The 21410-nt window shown below is 64.7% G+C and carries 14 protein-coding genes; 9 read left to right on the top strand and 5 right to left on the bottom strand.

Features of this window, described 5'->3' with window-relative positions; translation table 11 throughout:
- Positions 1-60 precede the first annotated feature (60 nt).
- Positions 61-1455, bottom strand: coding sequence for an MFS transporter (locus tag VSR72_RS13865; protein ID WP_342952906.1), 1395 nt, complete (start codon positions 1453-1455; stop codon positions 61-63).
- 638 nt (positions 1456-2093) lie between these two features.
- Here VSR72_RS13865 and VSR72_RS13860 point away from each other — a divergent pair.
- The 3 genes from VSR72_RS13860 to VSR72_RS13850 all read left to right on the top strand — a co-directional run bounded on the left by VSR72_RS13860 (position 2094) and on the right by VSR72_RS13850 (position 4148).
- Positions 2094-2663: an acyloxyacyl hydrolase gene (locus VSR72_RS13860; protein ID WP_342952905.1), complete on the top strand. Its 570-nt coding sequence runs from the start codon at positions 2094-2096 to the stop codon at positions 2661-2663.
- Between the two features lie 116 nt (positions 2664-2779).
- A complete protein-coding gene (locus VSR72_RS13855; protein ID WP_342952904.1) occupies positions 2780-3100 on the top strand; it encodes a DUF190 domain-containing protein in 321 nt (106 codons plus the stop codon).
- Positions 3101-3287: 187 nt separating this feature from the next.
- Positions 3288-4148, top strand: a complete 861-nt coding sequence (locus VSR72_RS13850; protein WP_342952903.1) for a 3-hydroxybutyryl-CoA dehydrogenase — start codon at positions 3288-3290, stop codon at positions 4146-4148.
- Positions 4149-4164: 16 nt separating this feature from the next.
- Here VSR72_RS13850 and VSR72_RS13845 read toward each other — a convergent pair whose 3' ends face one another.
- A complete protein-coding gene (locus tag VSR72_RS13845) occupies positions 4165-5265 on the bottom strand; it encodes an aldose epimerase family protein (RefSeq protein ID WP_342952902.1) in 1101 nt (366 codons plus the stop codon).
- A gap of 58 nt (positions 5266-5323) precedes the next feature.
- The gene (locus VSR72_RS13840; RefSeq protein ID WP_342952901.1) at positions 5324-6535 is read right to left on the bottom strand and encodes a DNA-binding transcriptional regulator; all 1212 of its coding nucleotides are present in this window, start codon (positions 6533-6535) and stop codon (positions 5324-5326) included.
- Positions 6536-6844: 309 nt separating this feature from the next.
- On the opposite strand from VSR72_RS13840, the gene xylA reads away from it, so the two are divergent.
- The 6 genes from xylA (at position 6845) to VSR72_RS13810 (ending at position 17191) form a co-directional block, all read left to right on the top strand.
- The gene (gene xylA / locus VSR72_RS13835; RefSeq protein WP_342952900.1) at positions 6845-8167 is read left to right on the top strand and encodes a xylose isomerase; all 1323 of its coding nucleotides are present in this window, start codon (positions 6845-6847) and stop codon (positions 8165-8167) included.
- Positions 8168-8280: 113 nt separating this feature from the next.
- On the top strand, positions 8281-9771 hold the full coding sequence (gene xylB / locus VSR72_RS13830) for a xylulokinase (protein WP_342952899.1): 1491 nt from the start codon (positions 8281-8283) through the stop codon (positions 9769-9771).
- Between the two features lie 196 nt (positions 9772-9967).
- Complete coding sequence (xylF, locus tag VSR72_RS13825; RefSeq protein WP_342952898.1) at positions 9968-10996, top strand: D-xylose ABC transporter substrate-binding protein; 1029 nt, start codon at positions 9968-9970, stop codon at positions 10994-10996.
- Positions 10997-11063: 67 nt separating this feature from the next.
- The gene (gene xylG / locus VSR72_RS13820; RefSeq protein ID WP_342952897.1) at positions 11064-12617 is read left to right on the top strand and encodes a D-xylose ABC transporter ATP-binding protein; all 1554 of its coding nucleotides are present in this window, start codon (positions 11064-11066) and stop codon (positions 12615-12617) included.
- Positions 12614-13813 (top strand): sugar ABC transporter permease, encoded by a 1200-nt coding sequence (locus VSR72_RS13815; RefSeq protein ID WP_342952896.1) that lies wholly within the window; start codon positions 12614-12616, stop codon positions 13811-13813. The genes xylG and VSR72_RS13815 overlap by 4 nt, the downstream gene beginning before the upstream one ends.
- 525 nt (positions 13814-14338) lie before the next feature.
- Positions 14339-17191 carry an AAA family ATPase gene (locus VSR72_RS13810; RefSeq protein WP_342952895.1) on the top strand — a complete coding sequence of 951 codons (2853 nt, stop codon included), beginning with the start codon at positions 14339-14341 and terminating at the stop codon, positions 17189-17191.
- A 73-nt stretch (positions 17192-17264) separates the two neighbouring features.
- Here the strand turns inward: VSR72_RS13810 and VSR72_RS13805 are convergent, their stop codons facing one another.
- Both VSR72_RS13805 and VSR72_RS13800 read right to left on the bottom strand, forming a co-directional pair.
- Positions 17265-19553 carry an ATP-dependent DNA helicase gene (locus VSR72_RS13805; RefSeq protein WP_342952894.1) on the bottom strand — a complete coding sequence of 763 codons (2289 nt, stop codon included), beginning with the start codon at positions 19551-19553 and terminating at the stop codon, positions 17265-17267.
- Positions 19550-21298 carry a VRR-NUC domain-containing protein gene (locus tag VSR72_RS13800; RefSeq protein ID WP_342952893.1) on the bottom strand — a complete coding sequence of 583 codons (1749 nt, stop codon included), beginning with the start codon at positions 21296-21298 and terminating at the stop codon, positions 19550-19552. Before VSR72_RS13800 ends, VSR72_RS13805 begins: the two co-directional genes overlap by 4 nt.
- Positions 21299-21410: the final 112 nt, after the last annotated feature.

Below are 21410 nucleotides of genomic sequence, written 5' to 3'. Positions count from 1 at the left end.
AGCGGGATCAGCGAAATCGCGCGGCGATTGCCGTCGCGCGTTTCGCACGCTCAAGCTCGCTCAAGCCGCCGCGCGCGGAACAGCTTTGACTTCCTTCTCGCGATCCCTGCGCCCAATCGGCAACGTCGCGACAATCACCGCCCCCAGCACGAGCAGCACCGCGGAATAGATGAGCCCCGCGGCATAGCTGTGCGTCGCATCCTTGAGCCAGCCCACCACGAGCGGATTCGCCGCCGAACTGATATTGCCGATCGCATTGATCACGGCGATACCCACCGCGCGCGCCTGCGGCGTGAACGCCTGATCGGGCGTGGTCCAGAAGATCGACATCGCCGTGTACGAGCCCGCCGACGCGAGGCACACGCCAAGCAGCTGAACGAGCGGCGCGCCGCCTTGCGCAGTCAACACGCAGCCAAAGCCCGAGAGCAGCATGGGCGCGGCGAGGTGCCATTTGCGTTCCTGCTGCCGGTCCGAGCGGCGGCCCCACGCGATCATTGCGACGATGGTGACGAGCTGCGGAATCGTCGCGATGAGGCCCACGGTGACGTTGCTTGCCCCGGCGCTGAAGCCCTTCACGATCAGCGGCGCCCACACTGCGACCATCGCGAGCGTATTGACGAGGCAGAAGTACGCCGCCGCGAAGCGCAGGACCACCGGCGAGCGCAGTTGCTGCCAGAGGCCGCGCTCGCTCGCGGCGTGCGCTGTGGGCGAAGCGAGCGTATGGGTGGGCTCGGCTAGCGCGGCTTCGAGCGTGCGTTTTTCATCCGCGCTGAGCCAGCGTGCGGCGCGCGGCGTGTCGTCGAGATAAAAGAACGCCACGCAGCCGAGCAGCGCCGCGGGCATGCCTTCGAGCACGAAGAGCCATTGCCAGCCGGCAAGTCCCGCATGGCCGTCGAGCTTGAGGATGAAACCCGAGACCGCGGAGCCGAGCGCGGCGGTCACGGGCATGGCGATCATGAAGAGGGCATTCGCCCGTGCGCGCCATGCGCTCGGGAACCAGCAGGTGAGATAGAGCAGCATGCCGGGCAGGAAGCCTGCCTCGGTCACGCCAACCAGCATGCGCAGCCAGTAGAGCGTGGTGGCGTTGGTGGCGAACATTGTCGCGGTGGAGGCGAGGCCCCACGCAATCATGATGAAGCTGATCCAGCGGCGCGCACCCACGCGCGCGAGCATGAGATTGCCCGGAATGCCGCACGCGATATAGGCGACGTAGAAGAGGGTGGTGGCGAAGCCGAACTGCGTGCTCGACAGGCCGAGGTCCTTCATCATCGTCAGTCCCGCGAAGCCGATGTTGATCCGGTCGAGGAACGAGACGACGAACAGCAGGAACAGGAAGCCGAGCAGATGGCGCGAGACCTTGCGCGTGACTTGTTCGGTGGCGGATGCGCAGTCTGACTGCGCTTGCGCGGACGTTTGCGGCACGCGCGAAGCATGCCCTTGCGGGGTTGGGCTCATGTGTCTCCTCCAAAAGCACCGGGACGTGAGCGTGGCAAGAGTTATGGCGTTGTTGTTTGCCGCGGATCACAATTCACGCGGATTATGCGAGGGGCACGTGCGCTGTCTGTCCTCAATTTGGGTACAACTACGCAGCGCATTTGGCGCTGTTCGGGAATACCCGAGTCCAAATGAAGCAAGGGTTTTAATCAGTAGAATATCCCGCCATCACGCGAATCGGAAAATCGCTATTTGCGAATTTGAACGCTCTATAAATCGAAGATCAGTAATTTAGATGGATTCGTGATCAAGTCGAGCGTGTATTGCGTAAATCCTTCCGTAAATAACTGGTCTGCAATTCTGGCTGGATTCAATAATCGAAAACTGAAAGCCTTCAGTCAGTCTTTATCAAGCCGCAGCGCCATACGGGATGCGCTCTGCTAGCGCGCGAACGGGCGCGTTCGTTTCTTCGACGCTACACTTCGCTCTCATATCCGCATGGGTCATTATTGAGTTTTGGAGTGTGACGGGATTTGTTCTTTTCAAATGACAAGTGCGTGGTGAATTTTGTATGGAATTTACGCGTACGTCGAAACTGCGTAAATGTGGATGTGCCCGACGCATGGTGCCATGATGAATCGATCGAATCGGTGAATTATATGAAAGTAAGAAGATTCGTCTGGCCGGCTCATGCGGTACGTGGGGCGCTCATCGCGCTTTGTGCGTTCGGCGCGGCCAGTGCACAAGCGGACAACACATTCGGCATTCAGCTCGGAGCGGGCGTCGCGGACCACGACGTGAAAAAACTCGACCTCGGTCTCGTGTGGGACCCAGGCCTGCAGTGGTGGCATATCGGCGGATATCACTTCACGCTGGTGGGCGAGGCGCACGTTGCCTACTGGAAGCTGAACGCGCCCGACGCCGTCTATTCGCACATCTGGGAATACGGCGTGACGCCCGTTTTTCGCTTCATCAAGGATAGCGGCTGGTTCAAGCCGTTCATCGAGGCGGGCGTGGGCTTTCACTTTCTCTCGCATGTACGGGAAACGCCCGACCGCGCGACGTCGACGTCGTTCCAGTTCGTGGACGTGATCGGCGTTGGCGCGCAGTTCGGCGAGCACGGCAACTACCAGGCCGGGTTCCGTTTCCAGCACATTTCGAACGCGGATATCAAGGAACCGAATCCGGGTACGAACTTCAGTCAGATCTACTTCCAGTACAACTTCTAGGGCGGCGGCGAGCGCGCCGGCGTACGGGCACGAGAAAGGACGCGTGCTAGAATTTTTTGCATGGCGCCCGTCGCGCGGCGCTTATTTACCGCTTCCCTGGCTGCATGGAGGTTCCCATGCCCGCAGGCAGTCAACTCACGATCTACACGAGCCGCAAGCACAAGAAGGGCCACAAGTCCGCGGTCTCGTGGATCATCGACGCCGCGCGTGCGCAAGGCGTCTTCGGCATCACCGTGCTGGAAGGCTACGAAGGCCTCGACGCCCACGGGAAGATGCACGCCGCCCACTTCTTCGACCTGGCCGACGAGCCCGCCGTGGTGCTGATCGTCGCCGACGAGCCCTCCATCGACGCGCTCCTCGTCACGCTGGAGCAAGGCGGCGTCGAACTCTTCTATACGCGCACTGCAATCGACTACGGCCGGATCGGCGGCACTTGACGGGTCGCGTCCGTCCTCACGCCGGCACGCAGGCACTCGGCGGTAGCCCCCCCGTCACGTGAGTTCCGGTCGATTTGCTCAACCCGTTACACTGTGGGTATTGGTGCGGTGCACCACGGGTTGCGCCGCATGACCGGCATTTTCCATAGCGACACGCCGGGGTCGCAGACAAGGAGTGAGGACGAGGATGGCAATCGAATCGGTAGGGATCGTGGGCGCAGGCACGATGGGCAACGGCATCGCCCAGGCAGTGGCGGTGGCGGGGCTCAAGGCGGTGATGATCGACGTCACCGACGCGGCGCTCGCCAAAGGCGTCGCCACGCTCACTCACAGCCTCGAGCGGCTCGTCTCGAAGGGCAAGCTCGAGGCCGGCGCGCGTGACGCCGCGCTCGCGCGCATCGAAACGACCACCGACTACCCGCGCCTCGCGAGCGTCGACCTCGTGATCGAGGCGGCGACCGAGAACGCCGAGCTCAAGACGCGCATTCTCAAGCAGATCGAAGCCGCAGCCCGCCCCGACGCGATCATCGCGTCGAACACCTCGTCGATCTCGATCACGGCGCTCGCGACCACGCTCGCCGATCCGTCGCGCTTCATCGGCATGCACTTTTTCAACCCGGTCCCGATGATGCCGCTCGTCGAAGTGATCCGCGGCCTGCAGACGCGCCCGGACGTGGTCGAGTCGGTGCGCGAAATGGCGCTGCGCCTCGAGAAGACGCCGATCGCCGTGAAGAATGCGCCGGGCTTCGTGGTGAACCGTATTCTGGTGCCGATGATCAACGAAGCGTTCTTCGTGCTCGCGGAAGGCATTGCGAGCGCCGAGGAAATCGACGCCGGCATGAAGCTCGGCGCCAATCATCCGATCGGCCCGCTCGCGCTGGCGGACCTGATCGGCCTCGACGTGTGTCTTTCGGTGATGGACGTGTTCCTGAAGGACTTCGGCGACTCGAAGTATCGCGCGTGTCCGTTGCTGCGCGAGAAGGTCGCCGCAGGCCAGCTCGGCCGCAAGACCGGCCGCGGCGTGTATCAGTACGACAAGGTGTCGTGACGCAAGACGCCCGGCATCAGGCGAGCACGCTCACGCGGTATTGCGTGACCTGCTGATATGTCTTGCCGGGCTGCAGCACCACTTCGTCGCGGGCGGGCGCGTCCATGTTGATCTGGTTCGGGAAGCCGCCCGCTTCGAGACACAGTCCCGCATAGGGCGCACACGTTGCGCCCCGGCGTCCCGGCTGTCCCTCCAGATAATTCCCCGTATAAAGCTGCAGGCCGCGCTGGTCGGTCGAGACGGCCAACTCGCGCCCGCTGCCCGGCTCGTACACGCGCGCCACCGGCCGCACGGGCCAGCGGCCCGGCGCGGCGTGCAGCGTGCCCGCCGTACTCTCGGGCGCGCGCAGCACGTAGCAGTGGTCGAAACCGCGTGCGCGTTCGAGTTGCGGGTTCGGCCAGTCGAGCCGTGCGCCGAGCGGCGCGCCGTGCCGGAAATCGAAAGCACTGCCCGAAACGTCGGTGATACGTACCGGAACCAGGTGGGGATCGACTTCGAGGAAGGCGTCGGCGTCGATCGTCAGCACGTGGCCGCGAATGTCCGGGCTCGTTTCGCCGGAGAGGTTGAAGTAGCCGTGGCTCGTGAGATTGAGCGGCGTAGGCGCGTCGGTCACGCCCTCGTATTCGATTGTGAGCGTGCCCTCATCGTCGAGCGTATAGCGCACCTGCACGCTCACGTTGCCCGGAAAGCCGCCGTCGCCTTCGGGCGAGTCGAGCCGCAGCACGAGCGACCCCCGGTCCTCTTCCACCTGCCACATTTGCCGGTGAAAGCCGTTCGCGCCGCCATGCAGCAGATTGCCGTTTTCGTTGCGATCGAGCGGATAGTCGATACCGTCCAGCGTGAAGTGCGCACCCGCGATGCGGTTGGCCCAGCGCCCGACCAGCGCGCCCATGTACGTGGTGGCGGCGAGATAGTCCGCAGGCGTGTCGTGGCCGAGCATGATGTCGTCGAGGCGGCCGGAGCGGTCGGGCGCGAACCATGAAACCAGCGTCGCGCCGAGGTCGCTGACCGTCACCTTCATGCCCTGCGCATTGCGCAGTGTATAAAGCCGCACGGCGTCGCCGCCGGGCAGGGCGCCCCACGGTTCGGAAGTCAGATGGGCAGCAAGAGTGTTCATGAGGTGAAGAGAACGTATGAAGAAAGCGTGATTGTCCGAGGTAGCCTATGCCGCTTCATCAAGTGGACAGGCGTGGGCCGGAAGCGTTCGCCACACTGTCCTGATATTCGCGCGGCGTGCATCCCAGTTCCCGCCTAAATACAGCGTACATGTACTGCAGCGACGTGAATCCGCAGCGGATTGCCACCTCGGCGCTGGAAGCGTCGCGGCTCGCGAGCATCGCCTTCGCGGCATCGAGCTTGTGGCGCAGGATTTCCTGGTGGACGGTGCACTGGAGTTCGCGCCGGAAATATTCTTCGAGCGAGGAACGCGATACGCCCACGTAGTCGGCCACCTGCTCGGTCTTGATGCCCTGGCACGCGTACTGGCGGATGAAGTGGCGCGCACGCATGACATGCGGGCTCGACAGCGGTTCATGCCGGGTCGATTCGAGCACGTTGATGCCGACGGGCGGAACGAGAATGCGTTGGCCCGGAAAACGTGCGCCACGCAGCATCTGGTGCAACAGGTGGGCGGCCGTCTTGCCCATTTCTTCAGTGCCCTGGATGACCGACGAGAGCGGAATGCGCGTGAGCGTGCGGGTGAGCGGATCGTTGTCGATCCCGATGATCGCCACCTGCTCGGGCACGGCGATGCCGTGAATCAGACATGCCTGGAGCAAATGCCGCGCCCGCGCGTCGGTCACGGCGATCACACCGACGGGCTTGGGCAGGCTGTGCAGCCACACGCTCAACTGCTCGATGGACTGGTTCCAGGCGCTGGCGCTGGTGGCCTGGCCGCGGTAGATCGGCGCCTGCAAGCCCTCTTCGCCGGCGAGCGCCTGGAACGCCAGTTCGCGCTCCTGCGCCCAGCGGTTTTCCTGCGCGACGGGCAGGCTGTACATCGCGAGATTCGGCAGGCCCGCGCCGATCAGGTGCGTCCACGCGAGCGAGACCAGTTTGCGGTTGTCCGTCGCGATATAGGGCACGTCGGCGGGGTACTGGCCGGCGTCTTCGAATGACGAGCCCACTGCGACCACCGGCAGCGGGCTGCCGCGCAGGGCGTCGGCTACGGCGGGGTCGTCGAAGTCGGCGATGATGCCGTCCCCATCGAAGCGTTCGATGCCCGCGAGGCGGCAGCGGAAATCTTCTTCGAGAAAGAGGTCCCACGCTACGCGGGTTGAGCGCAGATAGTGGCCTATCCCCGCGATGATCTCGCGGTCGTACACCTTGTTCGCGTTGAAGAGCAATGCGATGCGGTGGGGCGTCTGGGATGCGGGGGCACGGGTCATGTCGTGTCGGCGTCTGTTCGCCCGGCGTGTGCGCGGGCGGAAAGCCGCCATGTCTCCAGTTCGGGCGCGGTGCGCGTAAATGGGCACCGCGCTACGATGTCTCTCACGCCTGTGGCGTGTCATTTTAAGCGTCCGGTTATTTTAGGCGCACATTCATGTTCGCGGGCGCGCCGCCTGCGCCGGTCGGCAGGAAACATTAAAGGTCTCACGCAATTTCGCAATTGCCGCGGTTTGCGCGTCGCGGGCAGTATGGCGTCACACAGAGGGATGCACGCTGCGCCGCTGCGCTGCAACAACATTGGAGACATCATGTCGTATTTCGAACATATCCCCGCTATTCGATACGAAGGCCCGCAGTCGGACAACCCGCTTGCGTACCATCACTACGACCGTACGAAGAAGGTGCTCGGCAAGACGCTCGAAGAGCATCTGCGTATCGCGGTGTGCTACTGGCATTCGTTCGTCTGGCCCGGCAACGATATTTTCGGGCAGGGGGCGTTCCACCGGCCGTGGCAGCAGCCCGGCGACGCCATGGAGCGCGCGCGCCAGAAGGCCGATGCGGCGTTCGAATTTTTCTCGAAGCTCGGCACACCTTATTATACGTTCCACGATACCGACGTGGCGCCGGAAGGCCGTGACCTGAAGGACTACACGGAAAACTTCAAGCGCATGGTCGACTACCTCGGCGAGCGCCAGCAGGCAAGCGGCGTGAAACTGCTGTGGGGCACCGCCAACCTGTTTTCGAATCCGCGCTACGCAGGCGGCGCCGCCACGAATCCGAACCCCGAAGTCTTCGCCTATGCAGCCACCCAGGTTTGTCACGCGCTCGATGCGACGCGCAAGCTGGGCGGCGAAAACTATGTGCTGTGGGGCGGCCGTGAAGGCTACGACACGCTGCTCAATACCGACCTCAAGCGCGAGCGCGAGCAGTTCGCCCGTTTCCTTTCCATGGTGGTCGAGCACAAGCACCGCACCGGCTTCACCGGCACGCTGCTGATCGAGCCGAAGCCGCAGGAGCCGACCAAGCACCAGTACGACTACGACGTCGCCACGGTGCACGGCTTCCTTACGCAGTACGGTTTGCAAAACGAAATCCGCGTGAATATCGAGGCGAATCACGCGACGCTCGCGGGCCACTCGTTCCATCACGAAATCGCAACGGCGTTCGCGCTGGGTGTGTTCGGCAGTGTCGACGCGAATCGCGGCGATCCGCAAAACGGCTGGGATACGGACCAGTTCCCGAACAGCGTCGAAGAGCTCACGCTCGCGTTCTACGAGATCCTGCGCCACGGCGGCTTTACGACGGGCGGTATGAACTTCGACGCGAAGGTGCGCCGCGCGAGCGCCGATCCGGAAGACATGTTCTACGGTCATGTGGGCGCGATCGACGTGCTCGCGCTGGCGCTCGAGCGCGGCGCCGCACTCGTGGAGAACGACCGGCTCGAGCAATTCCGCAGCCAGCGTTACGCGGGCTGGGACAGCGAGTTCGGCCGCAAGATTCTGGCGGGCGGCTATTCGCTTTCGTCGCTCGCGGCCGACGCGCTCGCGCACGGCATGAATCCGCAGCATGCGAGCGGGCAGCAGGAGCGGCTCGAGAATGTCGTGAACCAGGCCATCTACGGCCAGCGCTAGCCGTATTACGGCGCGCGAAAAACCGCCTGAAAAAACATTAGCGCGCGTCGTCAAATTCGCAATTGCGCCAGTTCGCATAGAAGGCAAACTGGCGCAAAAAGAAGGACGGAGACATGTTCATCGGTATCGACCTCGGCACGTCGGGCGTGAAGGCCGTGCTGCTCGACCGCGCGGGCGACGTGCTCGGCAGCGCGAGCGCGCCGCTCACCGTGAGCCGGCCGCAGCCGCGCTGGTCCGAGCAGGCGCCGCAAGACTGGTGGCTCGCCACGCAGAGCGCATTGCGCGCGCTCATCGACGAGGCGCGTGGGCGCGGCATTGACCCCGCGCGCATCGAGGCGCTCGGCCTGACTGGCCAGATGCACGGCGCGACGCTGCTCGATGCGCAGGGCGAGGTGCTGCGTCCCGCTATCCTGTGGAACGATGGTCGTTCGGACACCGAATGTATCGAGCTTGAGCGCGCGGTTGCGCAGTTGCATGCCATTGCGGGCAATCTCGCGATGCCGGGTTTCACGGCGCCGAAGCTGCTATGGGTGCGCAAGCACGAGCCGGAGATCTTCGCGCGCATCGCACACGTACTGTTGCCTAAGGACTATTTGCGCTGGCTGCTTACGGGCGTGTTCGCCACCGACCCGTCCGACGCCGCCGGCACGCTCTGGCTCGACATTGCGAAGCGCGACTATAGCGAGACCTTGCTGGCGGCGTGCGGCCTCACGCGCGCACAAATGCCGGACGTGTTCGAAGGCAACCAGGTGACCGGCACGCTGCGGCCCGAACTCGCGCGGCAATTCGGCCTGCGCGAAATTCCGGTCATAGCGGGCGGTGGCGACAACGCGGCGGGCGCCGTGGGCGTAGGCATCGTGCGGCCCGGCGACGCCATGCTTTCGCTTGGCACCTCGGGCGTTTATTTCGCGGTCTCGGACGGCTTTCTCGCCAATCCCGATTCCGCTGTGCACAGCTTTTGCCATGCGCTGCCGCACACATGGCACCTGATGTCCGTGATGCTGAACGCTGCCAGTTGCCTCGACTTCACGGCGCAGCTTACGGGTTACGCAAGCGTTGCCGAATTGCTCGCCGACGCGCAAGCGAACTCGAACGCCGAGCGCGATGCGCGCCGGCCGTGGTTCCTGCCGTACCTGAGCGGCGAGCGTACGCCGCACAACAACGTCAATGCCAAGGGCGTGTTCTATGGCATGACGCCGCAGACCTCGCGCGCCGATCTGGCCAACGCGACACTTGAAGGCGTGGGCTTCGCGCTGCTCGACGGTATGGACGCGCTGCACGCGGCGGGACTCGTGCCGGAGACGATCACTGTGATTGGCGGCGGCTCACGTAGCGCCTGGTGGACACAGATGCTTGCCGATATCAGCGGCCGCGCGCTCACGCTGCGCGCGGGCGGCGAGGTGGGTCCGGCGCTGGGCGCGGCACGCCTCGCACATCTCGCGCTCGAACCGGGCGCGACGCTCAACGAGGTGTGCCCGCAGCCGCCCGTGATGGCGATTCGCGAACCCGATGCTGCGCGCCACGCCTGGTATCGCGAAGCGCGCCGTCCAACCTTTAGCACGCTGTATCGCGCGCTCGAACCGGTTTTCGCAACCGGCGCCTGAAGCGAGGCGCCGGCGCAGAAAAAGCTGCACGGCCAGTGTAGTCGTGCAGTCGATTGGTAGTCCTACGGTTATACCGCACGCCTTGCCGTTTCGCGTGTGTTACGCAATTACATCGGCAACAACCTGATAACCATCGCCGCGGTGGCGACGCGTTCGCGCATGCCGCTTGAATCGGCTTAAAGTGGAGTATGGAGACATGAATTTCGCCAAACGTCGTTCGGTTCTGAGTTCGCTCGTATGCGGGGCCGTGCTCGCGAGCCTGTCGCTTGCCGCGCCGCTCGCGCACGCAAGCAAGGATCGTCCGGAGATCGGCTTCTGTATCGATGACCTGCGTGTCGAGCGCTGGTCGCGCGATCGCGACTATTTCGTCGCTGCCGCAGAAAAGCTCGGTGCGAAGGTGTCGGTGCAGTCGGCCGACGCTAGCGAAGAACGCCAGATCTCGCAGATCGAAAACCTCATTTCGCGCGGCGTCGACGTCATCGTGATCGTGCCGTTCAACTCGAAGACGCTCGGCAACGTCGTCGCCGAAGCGAAGAAGGCGGGCATCAAGGTCGTGTCGTACGACCGCCTGATTCTCGACGCCGATATCGACGCGTACATCTCGTTCGACAACGAGAAGGTGGGTGAGCTTCAGGCGAAGGGTGTCTTCGACGCTCAGCCCAAGGGCAATTACTTCCTGCTGGGCGGCGCGCCCACCGATAACAACGCGAAGATGCTGCGTGAAGGACAACTGAAGGTCCTGAAGCCCGCCATCGACCGCGGCGACATCAAGGTGGTCGGCCAGCAGTGGGTGCCGGAATGGAGCGCTTCGACGGCGCTGCGCATCATGGAAGACGCGCTCACGGCGAACAACAACAAGATCGACGCAGTCGTCGCGTCGAACGACGGCACGGCGGGCGGCGCAATCCAGGCGCTCGCCGCACAGCATCTCGCGGGCAAGGTGCCGGTGTCGGGTCAGGACGCGGACCTCGCGGCGGTCAAGCGCGTGGTGGCCGGCACGCAGACGATGACGGTCTACAAGCCGCTGAAGCTCATTGCGGGCGAAGCCGCGAAGCTCGCTGTCGATCTCGCGAAGGGCCAGAAGCCGGCATACAACGCGCAATACGACAACGGCAAGAAGAAGGTCGATACGGTGCTGCTGCAGCCGACGCTGCTCACGAAGAGCAACGTGGACGTCGTCGTGAAGGACGGCTTCTATACGCAGGCGCAACTGGCAAGCCAGTAACGCTTATGGCCTGACGGCCCGCGTGTCCCATCGGGGAGCGCGGGCCATCGCAGCGAGTAACCAGCGTATGACCGAACCTTTGCTGACGATGCGCGGCATCGTCAAGTCCTTTGCGGGCGTGAAAGCGCTCGACGGCATCGATCTCACGGTGCGGCCCGGCGAATGCGTGGGCCTGTGCGGCGAGAACGGCGCCGGCAAATCCACGCTCATGAAAGTGCTCTCGGGCGTGTACCCGCATGGCACCTGGAGCGGCGAGATCCGTTGGGAAGGCGCGCCGCTCGAAGCGCAAAACGTGCGCGACACTGAACGCGCGGGCATCGTCATCATCCATCAGGAACTGATGCTCGTGCCGGAGCTTTCGGTGGCCGAGAACATCTTCCTCGGCAACGAAATCACGCTGCCCGGCGGCCGCATGAATTACGCGGCGATGTACCAGCGCGCCGACGAACTGCTGCGCGAGCTGAATATCGACGCCATCAACGTGGCGCAGCCGGTGATGAACTATGGCGGCGGCCATCAACAGCTCATCGAGATCGCCAAGGCGCTGAACAAGCGCGCGAAGTTGCTGATTCTCGACGAGCCTTCGTCTTCGCTCACGGCGGCGGAAACGAAGATCCTGCTCGACATCGTGCGCGACCTGAAGCGCCGCGGCGTGGCTTGCGTCTACATCTCGCACAAGCTCGACGAGGTCGAAGCCGTGTGCGATACCGTGAGCGTGATCCGCGACGGCCGTCACGTCGCCACCGAACCGATGGCGTCGCTCACCACCGACCGCATCATCGCGATGATGGTGGGGCGCGAGATTCGCAATCTCTTTCCGCGCGAACCGCATGACATTGGCGAGGTCGTGTTCGAGGCACGCAACGTGACCTGCTACGACGTGACGAATCCGCGGCGCAAGCGCGTGGACGACGTCTCATTCTCGGTGCGTAGTGGCGAGATCCTCGGGGTGGCCGGCCTCGTCGGCGCGGGCCGCACGGAAACGATGCAGGCGATTTTCGGCGCGTATGCGGGCGCTTGCTCGGCAACGGTCCTGCTCGAAGGCAAGCCGCTGAAAATCCGTTCGCCGCTCGATGCGATCAACGCAGGCATCGCGATGGTGCCGGAGGACCGCAAGCGCCACGGCATCGTGCCGCAACTGGGCGTAGGGCACAACATCACGCTCTCGGTGCTGCAGCGCTTCTCGAAGCATGGACGCATCGACACCGCCGCCGAACTCGACACGATCCGTACGGAGATGCAGCGCCTTTCGGTGCGGGCAGCGAACCCCATGCTGTCGATTGCAAGTCTCTCGGGCGGCAATCAGCAGAAGGCGGTGCTCACCAAGATGCTGCTCACCGACCCGAAGGTGCTGATCCTCGACGAGCCGACGCGCGGCGTGGACGTCGGCGCGAAGTACGAGATCTACAAGTTGATCTTCCAGCTGGCCAAGCGCGGCGTGGCGATCGTGATGGTGTCGTCAGAGTTGCCCGAGGTGCTCGGCATCAGCGACCGCGTGCTCGTGATCGGCGAGGGCGAGTTGCGCGGCGACTTCGTCAACGACGACCTCACGCAGGAAGACATTCTTGGCGCGGCGATCCAGAGCGTGCGCGCCCAACCCGATACAGCGAGTGCAGCATGACCCCCGACGTCACGACCCAAGGCGCACGCGAAGAACTACCGCATGGCGGTAACGGCTTCGCCATGCGCTTTCAGCAACTTTTCGCGCGCTACAAGATCCTCGCGCTGCTGCTTGCAGTGGCGGTGATCTGGCTGTTTTTTTCGCTGCTCACGCATGGCGCGTTCGTCACGCCGCGCAACGTGTCGAACCTGCTGCGGCAGATGTCGATCACGGGCATGCTCGCATGCGGCATGGTGTTCGTCATCATCGCGGGCGAGATCGATCTCTCGGTGGGCTCGCTCCTGGGCCTGCTCGGCGGCGTGGCCGCGATTCTCGATGTCAATCGCGGCTGGCCGATCGGCGTGACCGTGCCGGTGGTGCTCGTGCTCGGCGTGCTGGTGGGCCTCTTCAACGGCTGGTGGTCGACGTATCGACGCGTGCCGTCGTTCATCGTGGGTCTTGGCGGCATGCTCGCGTTTCGCGGCGTACTGCTCGGCATCACAGGCGGCTCGACCATTGCGCCGGTGTCCGATCACTTCGTGTTTCTCGGCCAGGGCTATCTGCCGCGCGTAGCGGGCGACGTGCTGGCGCTCGCGCTCTTCGTGCTGCTCGCCGTGCTCACGGTGCGCCAGCGTGCGAACCGCAGGCGCTATCAGCTGAGCGTCGTGCCGCTCTGGCAGGACGGCGTGAAGATCGTCGGCGCGGGCGCGATCCTGCTGGCGTTCGTGCTGATGCTCGACAGCTACGGCGGCATTCCGGTGCCCGTGCTGCTGCTGCTCGCGCTGCTCGGTATCTTCACATGGATCGCCACGCAAACCGTGTTCGGACGGCGCATCTACGCGGTGGGGTCGAACCTCGAAGCCACGCGCCTTTCGGGCGTCAACACGAATCGCGTGAAACTCGCGATCTTCGCGCTCATGGGGCTCATGTGCGCGTTCGCGGGCATCGTCAACACGGCGCGTCTCGCGGCCGGTTCGCCCTCGGCGGGCACGATGGGCGAACTCGATGCGATCGCGGCTTGCTTTATCGGCGGCACGTCGATGCGCGGCGGTTCGGGCACCGTGTATGGCGCGCTGATCGGCGCGCTCGTGATGGCGAGCCTCGATAACGGCATGTCGATGCTCGACGTGGACGCGTATTGGCAGATGATTGTGAAGGGCGGCATTCTCGTGCTCGCCGTGTGGATCGATGTCGTGTCGGGCTCGAACCGCCGCTGATTCGCCGCTGTGAATCGCGTAGCAAACACGATTGCGAACCTGCTGGCGTAGTGAAATGGATGACCGTGTTCTTGCATCGCGCGTGATACCGCAACGCATTCGTCGCGGATGACTGTCACGTGCAGTTGCTCTCCTCGCGCGCCCCGAGCGCGCTCTCAGGGCGGGACGAATGTCCCGCCCTTTTTCTTTGCCGTGCTGGATCAAGACGCGCGCGATAAACGACGTACTGAGCGGCGCATGTTCGACGCGTTGGCAATCGTTTCCTGCCACAATCGTTCGCACCTGTGTCGGGCGGTGTTTGCACACCACGCGAACGCGCTGCGCGCGCTTCATTCCGTCCGCAAGGTCATCGTCAGCCACAGCACTGCGCCGCAATGGTGTTCAGGCGCGTGCTCGCCGATTTGTCGCTTTGCTGGTGCAACCGCTGCATGCGCTGTCGCGTTGCACCGAATCACGCTGCGAGGTTGTGCCAGGGGTTTGCCAACCTTGGCGGTGCGATTCCGATCTTCCGGAGACAAGCCGACCATGCCCACACTTTGCGAAATCTGCAATACCCGGCCCGCCGTCGCGCGCGTGACTGTCGTGCAAAACGGGCAGCGCAAGTCCATGTCGATCTGCGACTACGACTACCGCCAACTGATGCGTCACCAAAGCATGCTCAATCCGTTCGATTCGCTGCTGGGCGGCAGCGGCCTGTCGCGCTTTTTCGGCGGACAGGGCGGCGAGGAAGAGCATGACGACGACGGGCACGATCTCGCCGCCGAGGTGCCGCGCGAATCCGTCGACGCGACCGATGCGTTCAGCGAGCAGACGCTCGAAATCCTGCAGCGCGCCGCGGAAAAAGCCCACGAATTGCAGCGCACCGAACTCGACACGGAACATCTGCTGTACGTGCTAGCGGACACCGATGTTTGCGCAGCACTCCTGAAGGAGTTGAAACTCTCGCCGCAAGACATCAAAGGCTATATCGATCAGCACGCACAAAAGGGCACGGCTTCTCCCGACGCGGCCATCGACAAGATGACGATTTCGCCGCGCCTGAAGAAAGCGTTTCAGTTCGCGTTTCAGGCTTCGCGCGATCTCGGCCATTCGTACGTCGGCCCCGAGCATCTGCTGATCGGTCTCGCTGCGGTGCCGGACAGCATTGCGGGCACGTTGCTCAAGAAATACGGCGTCACGCCCGAGGCGCTGCGCCAGAAGGTCGTGAAGGTGGTGGGCAAGGGCGCGGAAGACGGCCGTGTGGATGCACCAACGGGCACGCCCACGCTCGACAAGTTCGGCCGCGACCTTACCGCCATGGCGCGGCAAGGCAAGCTCGATCCGGTGCTGGGCCGCGCGCAGGAAATCGAGAACACGATCGAGGTGCTCGCGCGGCGCAAGAAAAACAACCCTGTTCTGATCGGCGAGCCGGGCGTGGGCAAGACCGCCATCGTGGAAGGGCTCGCGCAGCGCATCGTCAACGGCGACGTGCCGGAGGTGCTGCGCGGTAAGCGGCTCGTGGAGGTCAACATCAATTCGATGGTCGCGGGTGCGAAGTACCGCGGCGAATTCGAGGAGCGCGCCAAGCAACTGATCGACGAAGTGACCGATAAGCATGACGAACTGATTCTCTTCATCGACGAATTGCACACGATCGTCGGCGCGGGGCAGGGCGGCGGCGAGGGCGGGCTCGACATTGCCAACGTGCTGAAGCCCGCTTTGGCGCGCGGCGAGTTGAGTCTCATTGGTGCTACGACGCTCAACGAGTACCAGAAGTACATCGAGAAGGACGCGGCGCTCGAACGGCGCTTTCAGCCCGTGCTCGTGCCGGAGCCCACTGTCGAGCAAACCATCGTGATCCTGCGCGGCCTGCGCGACAAGCTCGAAGCGCACCACCAGGTGACCTTCGCCGACGACGCCTTCGTGGCCGCGGCCGAGTTGTCGGACCGCTATATCACGTCACGCTTCTTGCCGGACAAGGCGATCGACCTCATCGACCAGGCAGCGGCGCGCGTGCGCATCGGCTCGACCTCGCGGCCCGCCGACATGCAGGAGCTCGAAGCGGAGATCGCGCAGCTCAAGCGCGAGCAGGATTACGCGGCTTCGCGCAAGCGCTTCGACGAGGCCAAGGGTTTCGAGGAGCGCATCAACGAGAAGCAGGAGAAGCTCGACGAACTGACTGAAGCGTGGCAGCGCAAAACGGGCTCGGAAACGCTTGAAGTCACGGTGGCGTCGATTGCCGAAGTCGTGTCGCGGCTCACGGGCATTCCGGTTGCCGACCTCACGCAGGAAGAGCGCCAGAAGCTGCTCAAGATGGAAGAAACGCTGCGCGAGCGCGTGGTGGGCCAGGAAGATGCCGTGGTCGCCGTGAGCGACGCCGTGCGTCTCTCGCGCGCGGGCCTCGGTCAGTCGAACCGGCCGATCGCCACCTTCCTCTTCCTCGGGCCGACCGGCGTGGGAAAGACCGAGCTTGCGAAGGCGCTGGCGGAAACCGTGTTCGGCGACGAGCAGGCCATCATCCGCATCGACATGAGCGAGTATATGGAGCGTCATGCGGTGGCGCGGCTCATTGGCGCGCCGCCGGGCTACGTGGGCTACGACGAGGGCGGCCAACTCACCGAGCGCGTGCGGCGCCGCCCGTACAGCGTGATTCTGCTCGATGAAATCGAGAAGGCGCACCCCGACGTCTACAACGTGCTGCTGCAAGTGTTCGACGACGGGCGCTTAACCGATGGCAAAGGCCGCGTGGTCGACTTCAGCAACACTATTCTGATCGCCACGAGCAACCTGGGCGCGTCGATCATCATGGACAACCTCGAGCGCCCCGAGAAGTCGCGCCTCGACGAGAAGACGGTCCGTGCTGAACTCATGAAGGTGCTCAAGGGCCATTTCCGGCCCGAGTTCCTCAATCGCATCGACGAGATCATCGTGTTTCATGCGCTCTCGCGCGACAACATTCGCGCGATCGTGCAGATCCAGCTCGAACGCGTCACGCGCACGGCCGCTGCGCAGGACATCACCCTCATCATGGGCCAGACGCTCGTCGATCATCTCGTGGAGGCCGGGTATCAGCCGGAGTTCGGCGCGCGCGAACTCAAGCGGCAGATTCGTCAGGAAGTGGAAACGCGCCTCGCCAAGGAGATACTTGGCGACGCGCTGCAGTCGGGCGATACCGTCGAGATCGGCTACGACAAGACGAACGACGAAGTCACGATCAGCAAGGTCGCCGTGCCGCCCGACGTGAAGGAGAAAAAGCCGGCGAAGAAGGCGAAGCAAGCCGCATCTGCGCCCGTCGATGAAGTTGCGTACGAGATTGCCGCCGACGACATGGAAGGCGATCCACCGCCTCCGCCTCCGAAGAAGAGCGGCAAGGGCGGGGGCAAGGCGAAGCCGGCTTGATCGATTCGTAAAAGCGCCGGCGCACCGAAAAGTGCGCCGGCTGCTTCAGATGTTCAATGTTTCGGAATCCAGATCAACGGGAGGCGATATGCCACCACGCGGGCAGCAGCGCGCGTACGCCGGGCTGCGCGAAGCGGTCGTCGAGCAGGTGCACGACCCCGCGATCGTGCTCGGTGCGGATCACGCGGCCCGCTGCCTGCACCACCTTGCGCAAGCCCGGTATCAGGTACGTGTAGTCGAAGCCCTCGCCGTAGAGCGTGTCCATGCGCGCGCGCATCGCCTCGTTCACGGCGTTCACCTGCGGCATGCCGAGTGTGGCGATGAAGGTGCCGATCAGGCGCGTGCCCGGCAGATCGATGCCTTCGCCGAACGCGCCGCCCAGCACGGCGAAACCAATGCCGCAGCCGCCTTCCACGAAGCGCGCGACAAAGGCCTGCTGGCCCGCTTCGTCCATGGTGCGCGACTGAAGCCACACATCCACCTGTGGATGGCGAGCCATGAAAGCATCGGCGGCTTGCTGCAGATAGTCGTAGCTGCTGAAAAAACACAGATAGTTGCCGGGGCGCTCGGCGTATTGCGCGGCCACGCGCTCGACCAGCGCCTCGAGCGAACGCTCGCGGTCCTTATAGCGCGTCGAGATATGGCGGGCGATGTGCACGTCGAGCTGCTCGGCGCGAAACGGCGTGTCGATGTCGATGCTCACCGTGTTGGCGGGCAGGCCGAGCATGTCGCTGTAGTAATGCGTGGGCGAGAGCGTTGCCGAAAAGAGCGTGATGCTGTGCGCCATGGCGATGCGCGGGCGCAGGGCATCCGCCGGCACGATGTTGCGGATCGCGATCGTCGAACGCGGGCGCGCGTTTTGATGAGCCAATGGCGTGACGTCGAAGAGCGAATGCGTATCGAAGCGCTCGGCAATGCGGGTGAAGTGCAGGGCGTCGAAATAGAAGCGTTCGAGTTCGGGGTCTCGCATAAGTGACGGTTCGGCGAGCTGGTCGCCGATCGCACCGATCACGTCGCCAAGCGCCGCGACGAGGCCTTCGGGCAAGGTGTCACTCGCACGCCAGGCGCCGGGCTGAACCGCGTTTTGCGCGTTCCAGTGCTTCTGCAGACGCGCGAGCGCGCGCTTGAGCGGTGCGTTCGCGGCACGGCGCACGGTGTCGATACGCGTTTGCACGAGTTCCGCCGAGTACATCGCGCGGGCGCGCTCGGGGAGGTTGTGCGCTTCGTCCACGAGCACGCTCGCGCGCCACTGGTTGTGCGCGGCGAGCATGAACAGCATGGCGCTCACGTCGAACCAGTAGTTGTAGTCGCCGACGATCACGTCGCTCCAGCGCGCCAGCTCCTGGCCCAGGTAGTAAGGGCAGACGGCATGCTCGCTCGCCACTTCGCGCAGTGCCGCGCGATCGAGCCGCGCGCGTTCGAGCGCCGCCGCGCGTGCGGCCGGCAGACGGTCGTAAAAGCCGCGCGCGAGCGGGCACGATTCGCCATGACACGCCGCTTCGGGATGCTCGCAAGCCTTCTCGCGCGCAACGAGTTCGAGCACGCGCAAGGGAATGTTCGTTCGTTGCGCACCGGCGGTTGCTGCGTCTTGCGCGTTTGTCAGCGTGGCGAGCGCGTCGAGCGCCAACTGGCGCCCGGAGCTTTTCGCGCTCAGAAACACGACCTTGTCGATTGCGGCGCGCGGGCAAGCCTTCAATTGCGGAAAGAGCGTGCCGATCGTCTTGCCGATGCCGGTAGGCGCCTGCGCCAGCAGACAGCGCCCTTGCGTGGCCGTGCGCCAGACAGCTTCGGCGAGATCGCGCTGGCCGTGTCGAAACTGTGGATGCGGCAGGCACAGTGCGGCGAGCGCGGCGTCGCGCGCGGCGCGGTGTGCGCTTTCCTGCTCGGCCCATGCAACGAAGCGGCGGCATTGCGTTTCGAACTCGGCGCGCAGTTGCGCAGCGCTTGCATGCTCGACGAGCGCCGTTTCGCTGCCCGAACCGATCTCGTAGTACACCAAAGCGAGTTCGAGCGCATCGAGGCCAAGCTTGTCGCACAGGAGCGCGCCGTAGACGCGCAACTGCGCCCAGTGCAGTGCGCGCTGATTCTCGCGCATCGCTTCGAGGTCGCCGCGATAGGTCTTGAACTCTTCGAGCCTGCGGCGAGCGGGATCGTAGCCGTCGGCGCGGCCGCGCACCGTCAGCGATTCGAACGTGCCGGAAAGCGCGATTTCGGTTTCGTAACCAGGTGGGCGCCGCGCGGCGATGGCTGCATGGCCGGCGCGGCCATCGCTTGCGTCTGGCGAGGGCGTGAAGCGCAAGTCGAGGTCGCCGCGTTTCGCGGTGAACTCGCACAGCGTGCGTACGGCGACGGTGTAACTCATGGCGCGCGCAACGGCTGTGCGGTGGTTTCGTCGGCGAGGTCCGGCCAGCGCACCTGCAACACGGAAACCGGCATGCCGTGCTGCACGCAGTAGGCGAGCCAGCGGCGCTGGTTGTCCTGCAGGCGGTCGCCGGGGCCTTTTACCTCGATCAGTTCGTAGCGCCGCTCGTGCGGCCAGAAGCGCACGAGATCGGGCAGGCCCGAACGGTTGGCGACGGGCTCGCGCAGCAGCCGCTCGAACCACAGGCGCAGATGCGCGGCGGGGAAGCAGTCGAGGGCCAGCGCGAGCAGTTCGTCGCTCAGTGCGGGCCATGCGACGAAAGGCGACTGGGTGCCGGCTTTATCTGCGTAGCGCCGCAGGATCGAGTCGCGGTACGCGTGCGTTTCGAGTTCCGCGAGGCATGCTTCGAACTGCGAGGTACGGCGCGCGACGAAGTCGGCGGCGTGCAGGTCGGCGGGGCCGCGCTGGAACGGGTGGAAGAATGCGCCGGGCAGCGGCGCGAACAGCGCGGGCCAGCAGAGCAGGCCGAAGAGTGCGTTGATCAGCGTGTTCTCGACATAAAACACCGGCGCCTGCGCCGTGGCGAGTGCGAGGCGAGCGGCTTCCTCGACGCGTAGTGCCCCCGGTGCGGCGGGCAGCGTGAGTTCGAGCTGCGCGAAGCCCCGCTCGGCGTTCGTCTTCGCTTTCGCGCGCGTGCGTGCGAGACGCCCGAGCGTGCGCGCCGCGCGCTGCGCTTCCTCTTCGTTTTGAGGCGCGTCGGCAATGGTTTGCGCGAGCGCCAGCGCTTCCTCGTGGCGGCTCAATTGTTCGAGCACGCGCACGCGGCGATAGCGCGATTCGGGATGACCGCAGTCGAGATAGGCTCGCCAAGCGAGTTCGGGTTCGCCCGCGCGCTCGGCGGCGAGCCCTGTTGCGTGACGCAGTTTGTCGTGCCTGGCGCGCAGCCACGCGTTAGCTTGCGTGTGCGGGGCCAGCGCGTCGAGCGTTTCGAGGGTCGTGGCGATGGCGGTGGCCGCGTCGAAGTCCGTGGACTGCGCGGCGCTGTCGAGACCGTCGCGGCAATCGCGCAGCGCCAGATACGCGTCGATGTCCTCGCGCCGCTGGAACGCGCGCGACGCGCGATCGAAGGCCACGCTCTCGTAGCGATAGACGCCGAGGTCGGCGAGCACGAACTCCGACCAGTCCTGATGCAGGTTGCCGAAGAACATGAGCCGCAGGCGCTCGCAGAGCGGGGCGGCGGCGAACAGCAGCACGGTGTCGGGCGAGGCCGGGAACCACGCATGCCAGTCGCGCGGCTCGGGCGCGGCGGCGTAGTGGGCGTCGCAGCGTGGATCGTAGTGCGCCCCGAGTGCTTCGAGCGTTGCCGCGCGCGTGGCGCGCGGTTCCAGCGCGACGCCAAGACGCGCGGCGAGCGCCTGCAGCTCGGCCTTCGTCACGAGCGCGGCGAGCGCGTCGAAGTCGAGCGCTGGCGCGCCGTCGAGCCATCCCGCTGCGACGAGCGGAGCCGCCGCCGCACGCGGGCAGCCGATCTCGTCGTATGTCAGACGGCTCGCGCGGAAATGGGGCCCCTTGCGCATCAGCATGCGCACGAAGAGCGCGCGCGAGGCTTGCGGCATGCCCGCGAAATCGACCGCGAAGCGGCGCTCGACGTCGTCGAAGAGGTCGGCGCAGCGCGCGTCGAGCCACGCTAGCGCACGCTCGAAGTTCGCGAGGTAATAGAACGGATCGGGAGAATCGGGAAGCACGCGCGGCACTGTATGGATATACAGCAGCGATGATAGCAGGGTCGCGCAGGGGCGCGAGCGCCGTAAGGGAATGCCCGCCCCGTACGCTACAATTGCCGCAGCCTGAAAAACG

Origin of the sequence: Paraburkholderia sp. JHI869 (genome assembly GCF_038900775.1) — a bacterium.
In the GTDB taxonomy this organism is placed as follows: domain Bacteria; phylum Pseudomonadota; class Gammaproteobacteria; order Burkholderiales; family Burkholderiaceae; genus Paraburkholderia.
The sequence above is the reverse complement of the archived record's forward strand: the minus strand, read 5'-3'. Positions and strand labels throughout refer to the sequence as shown.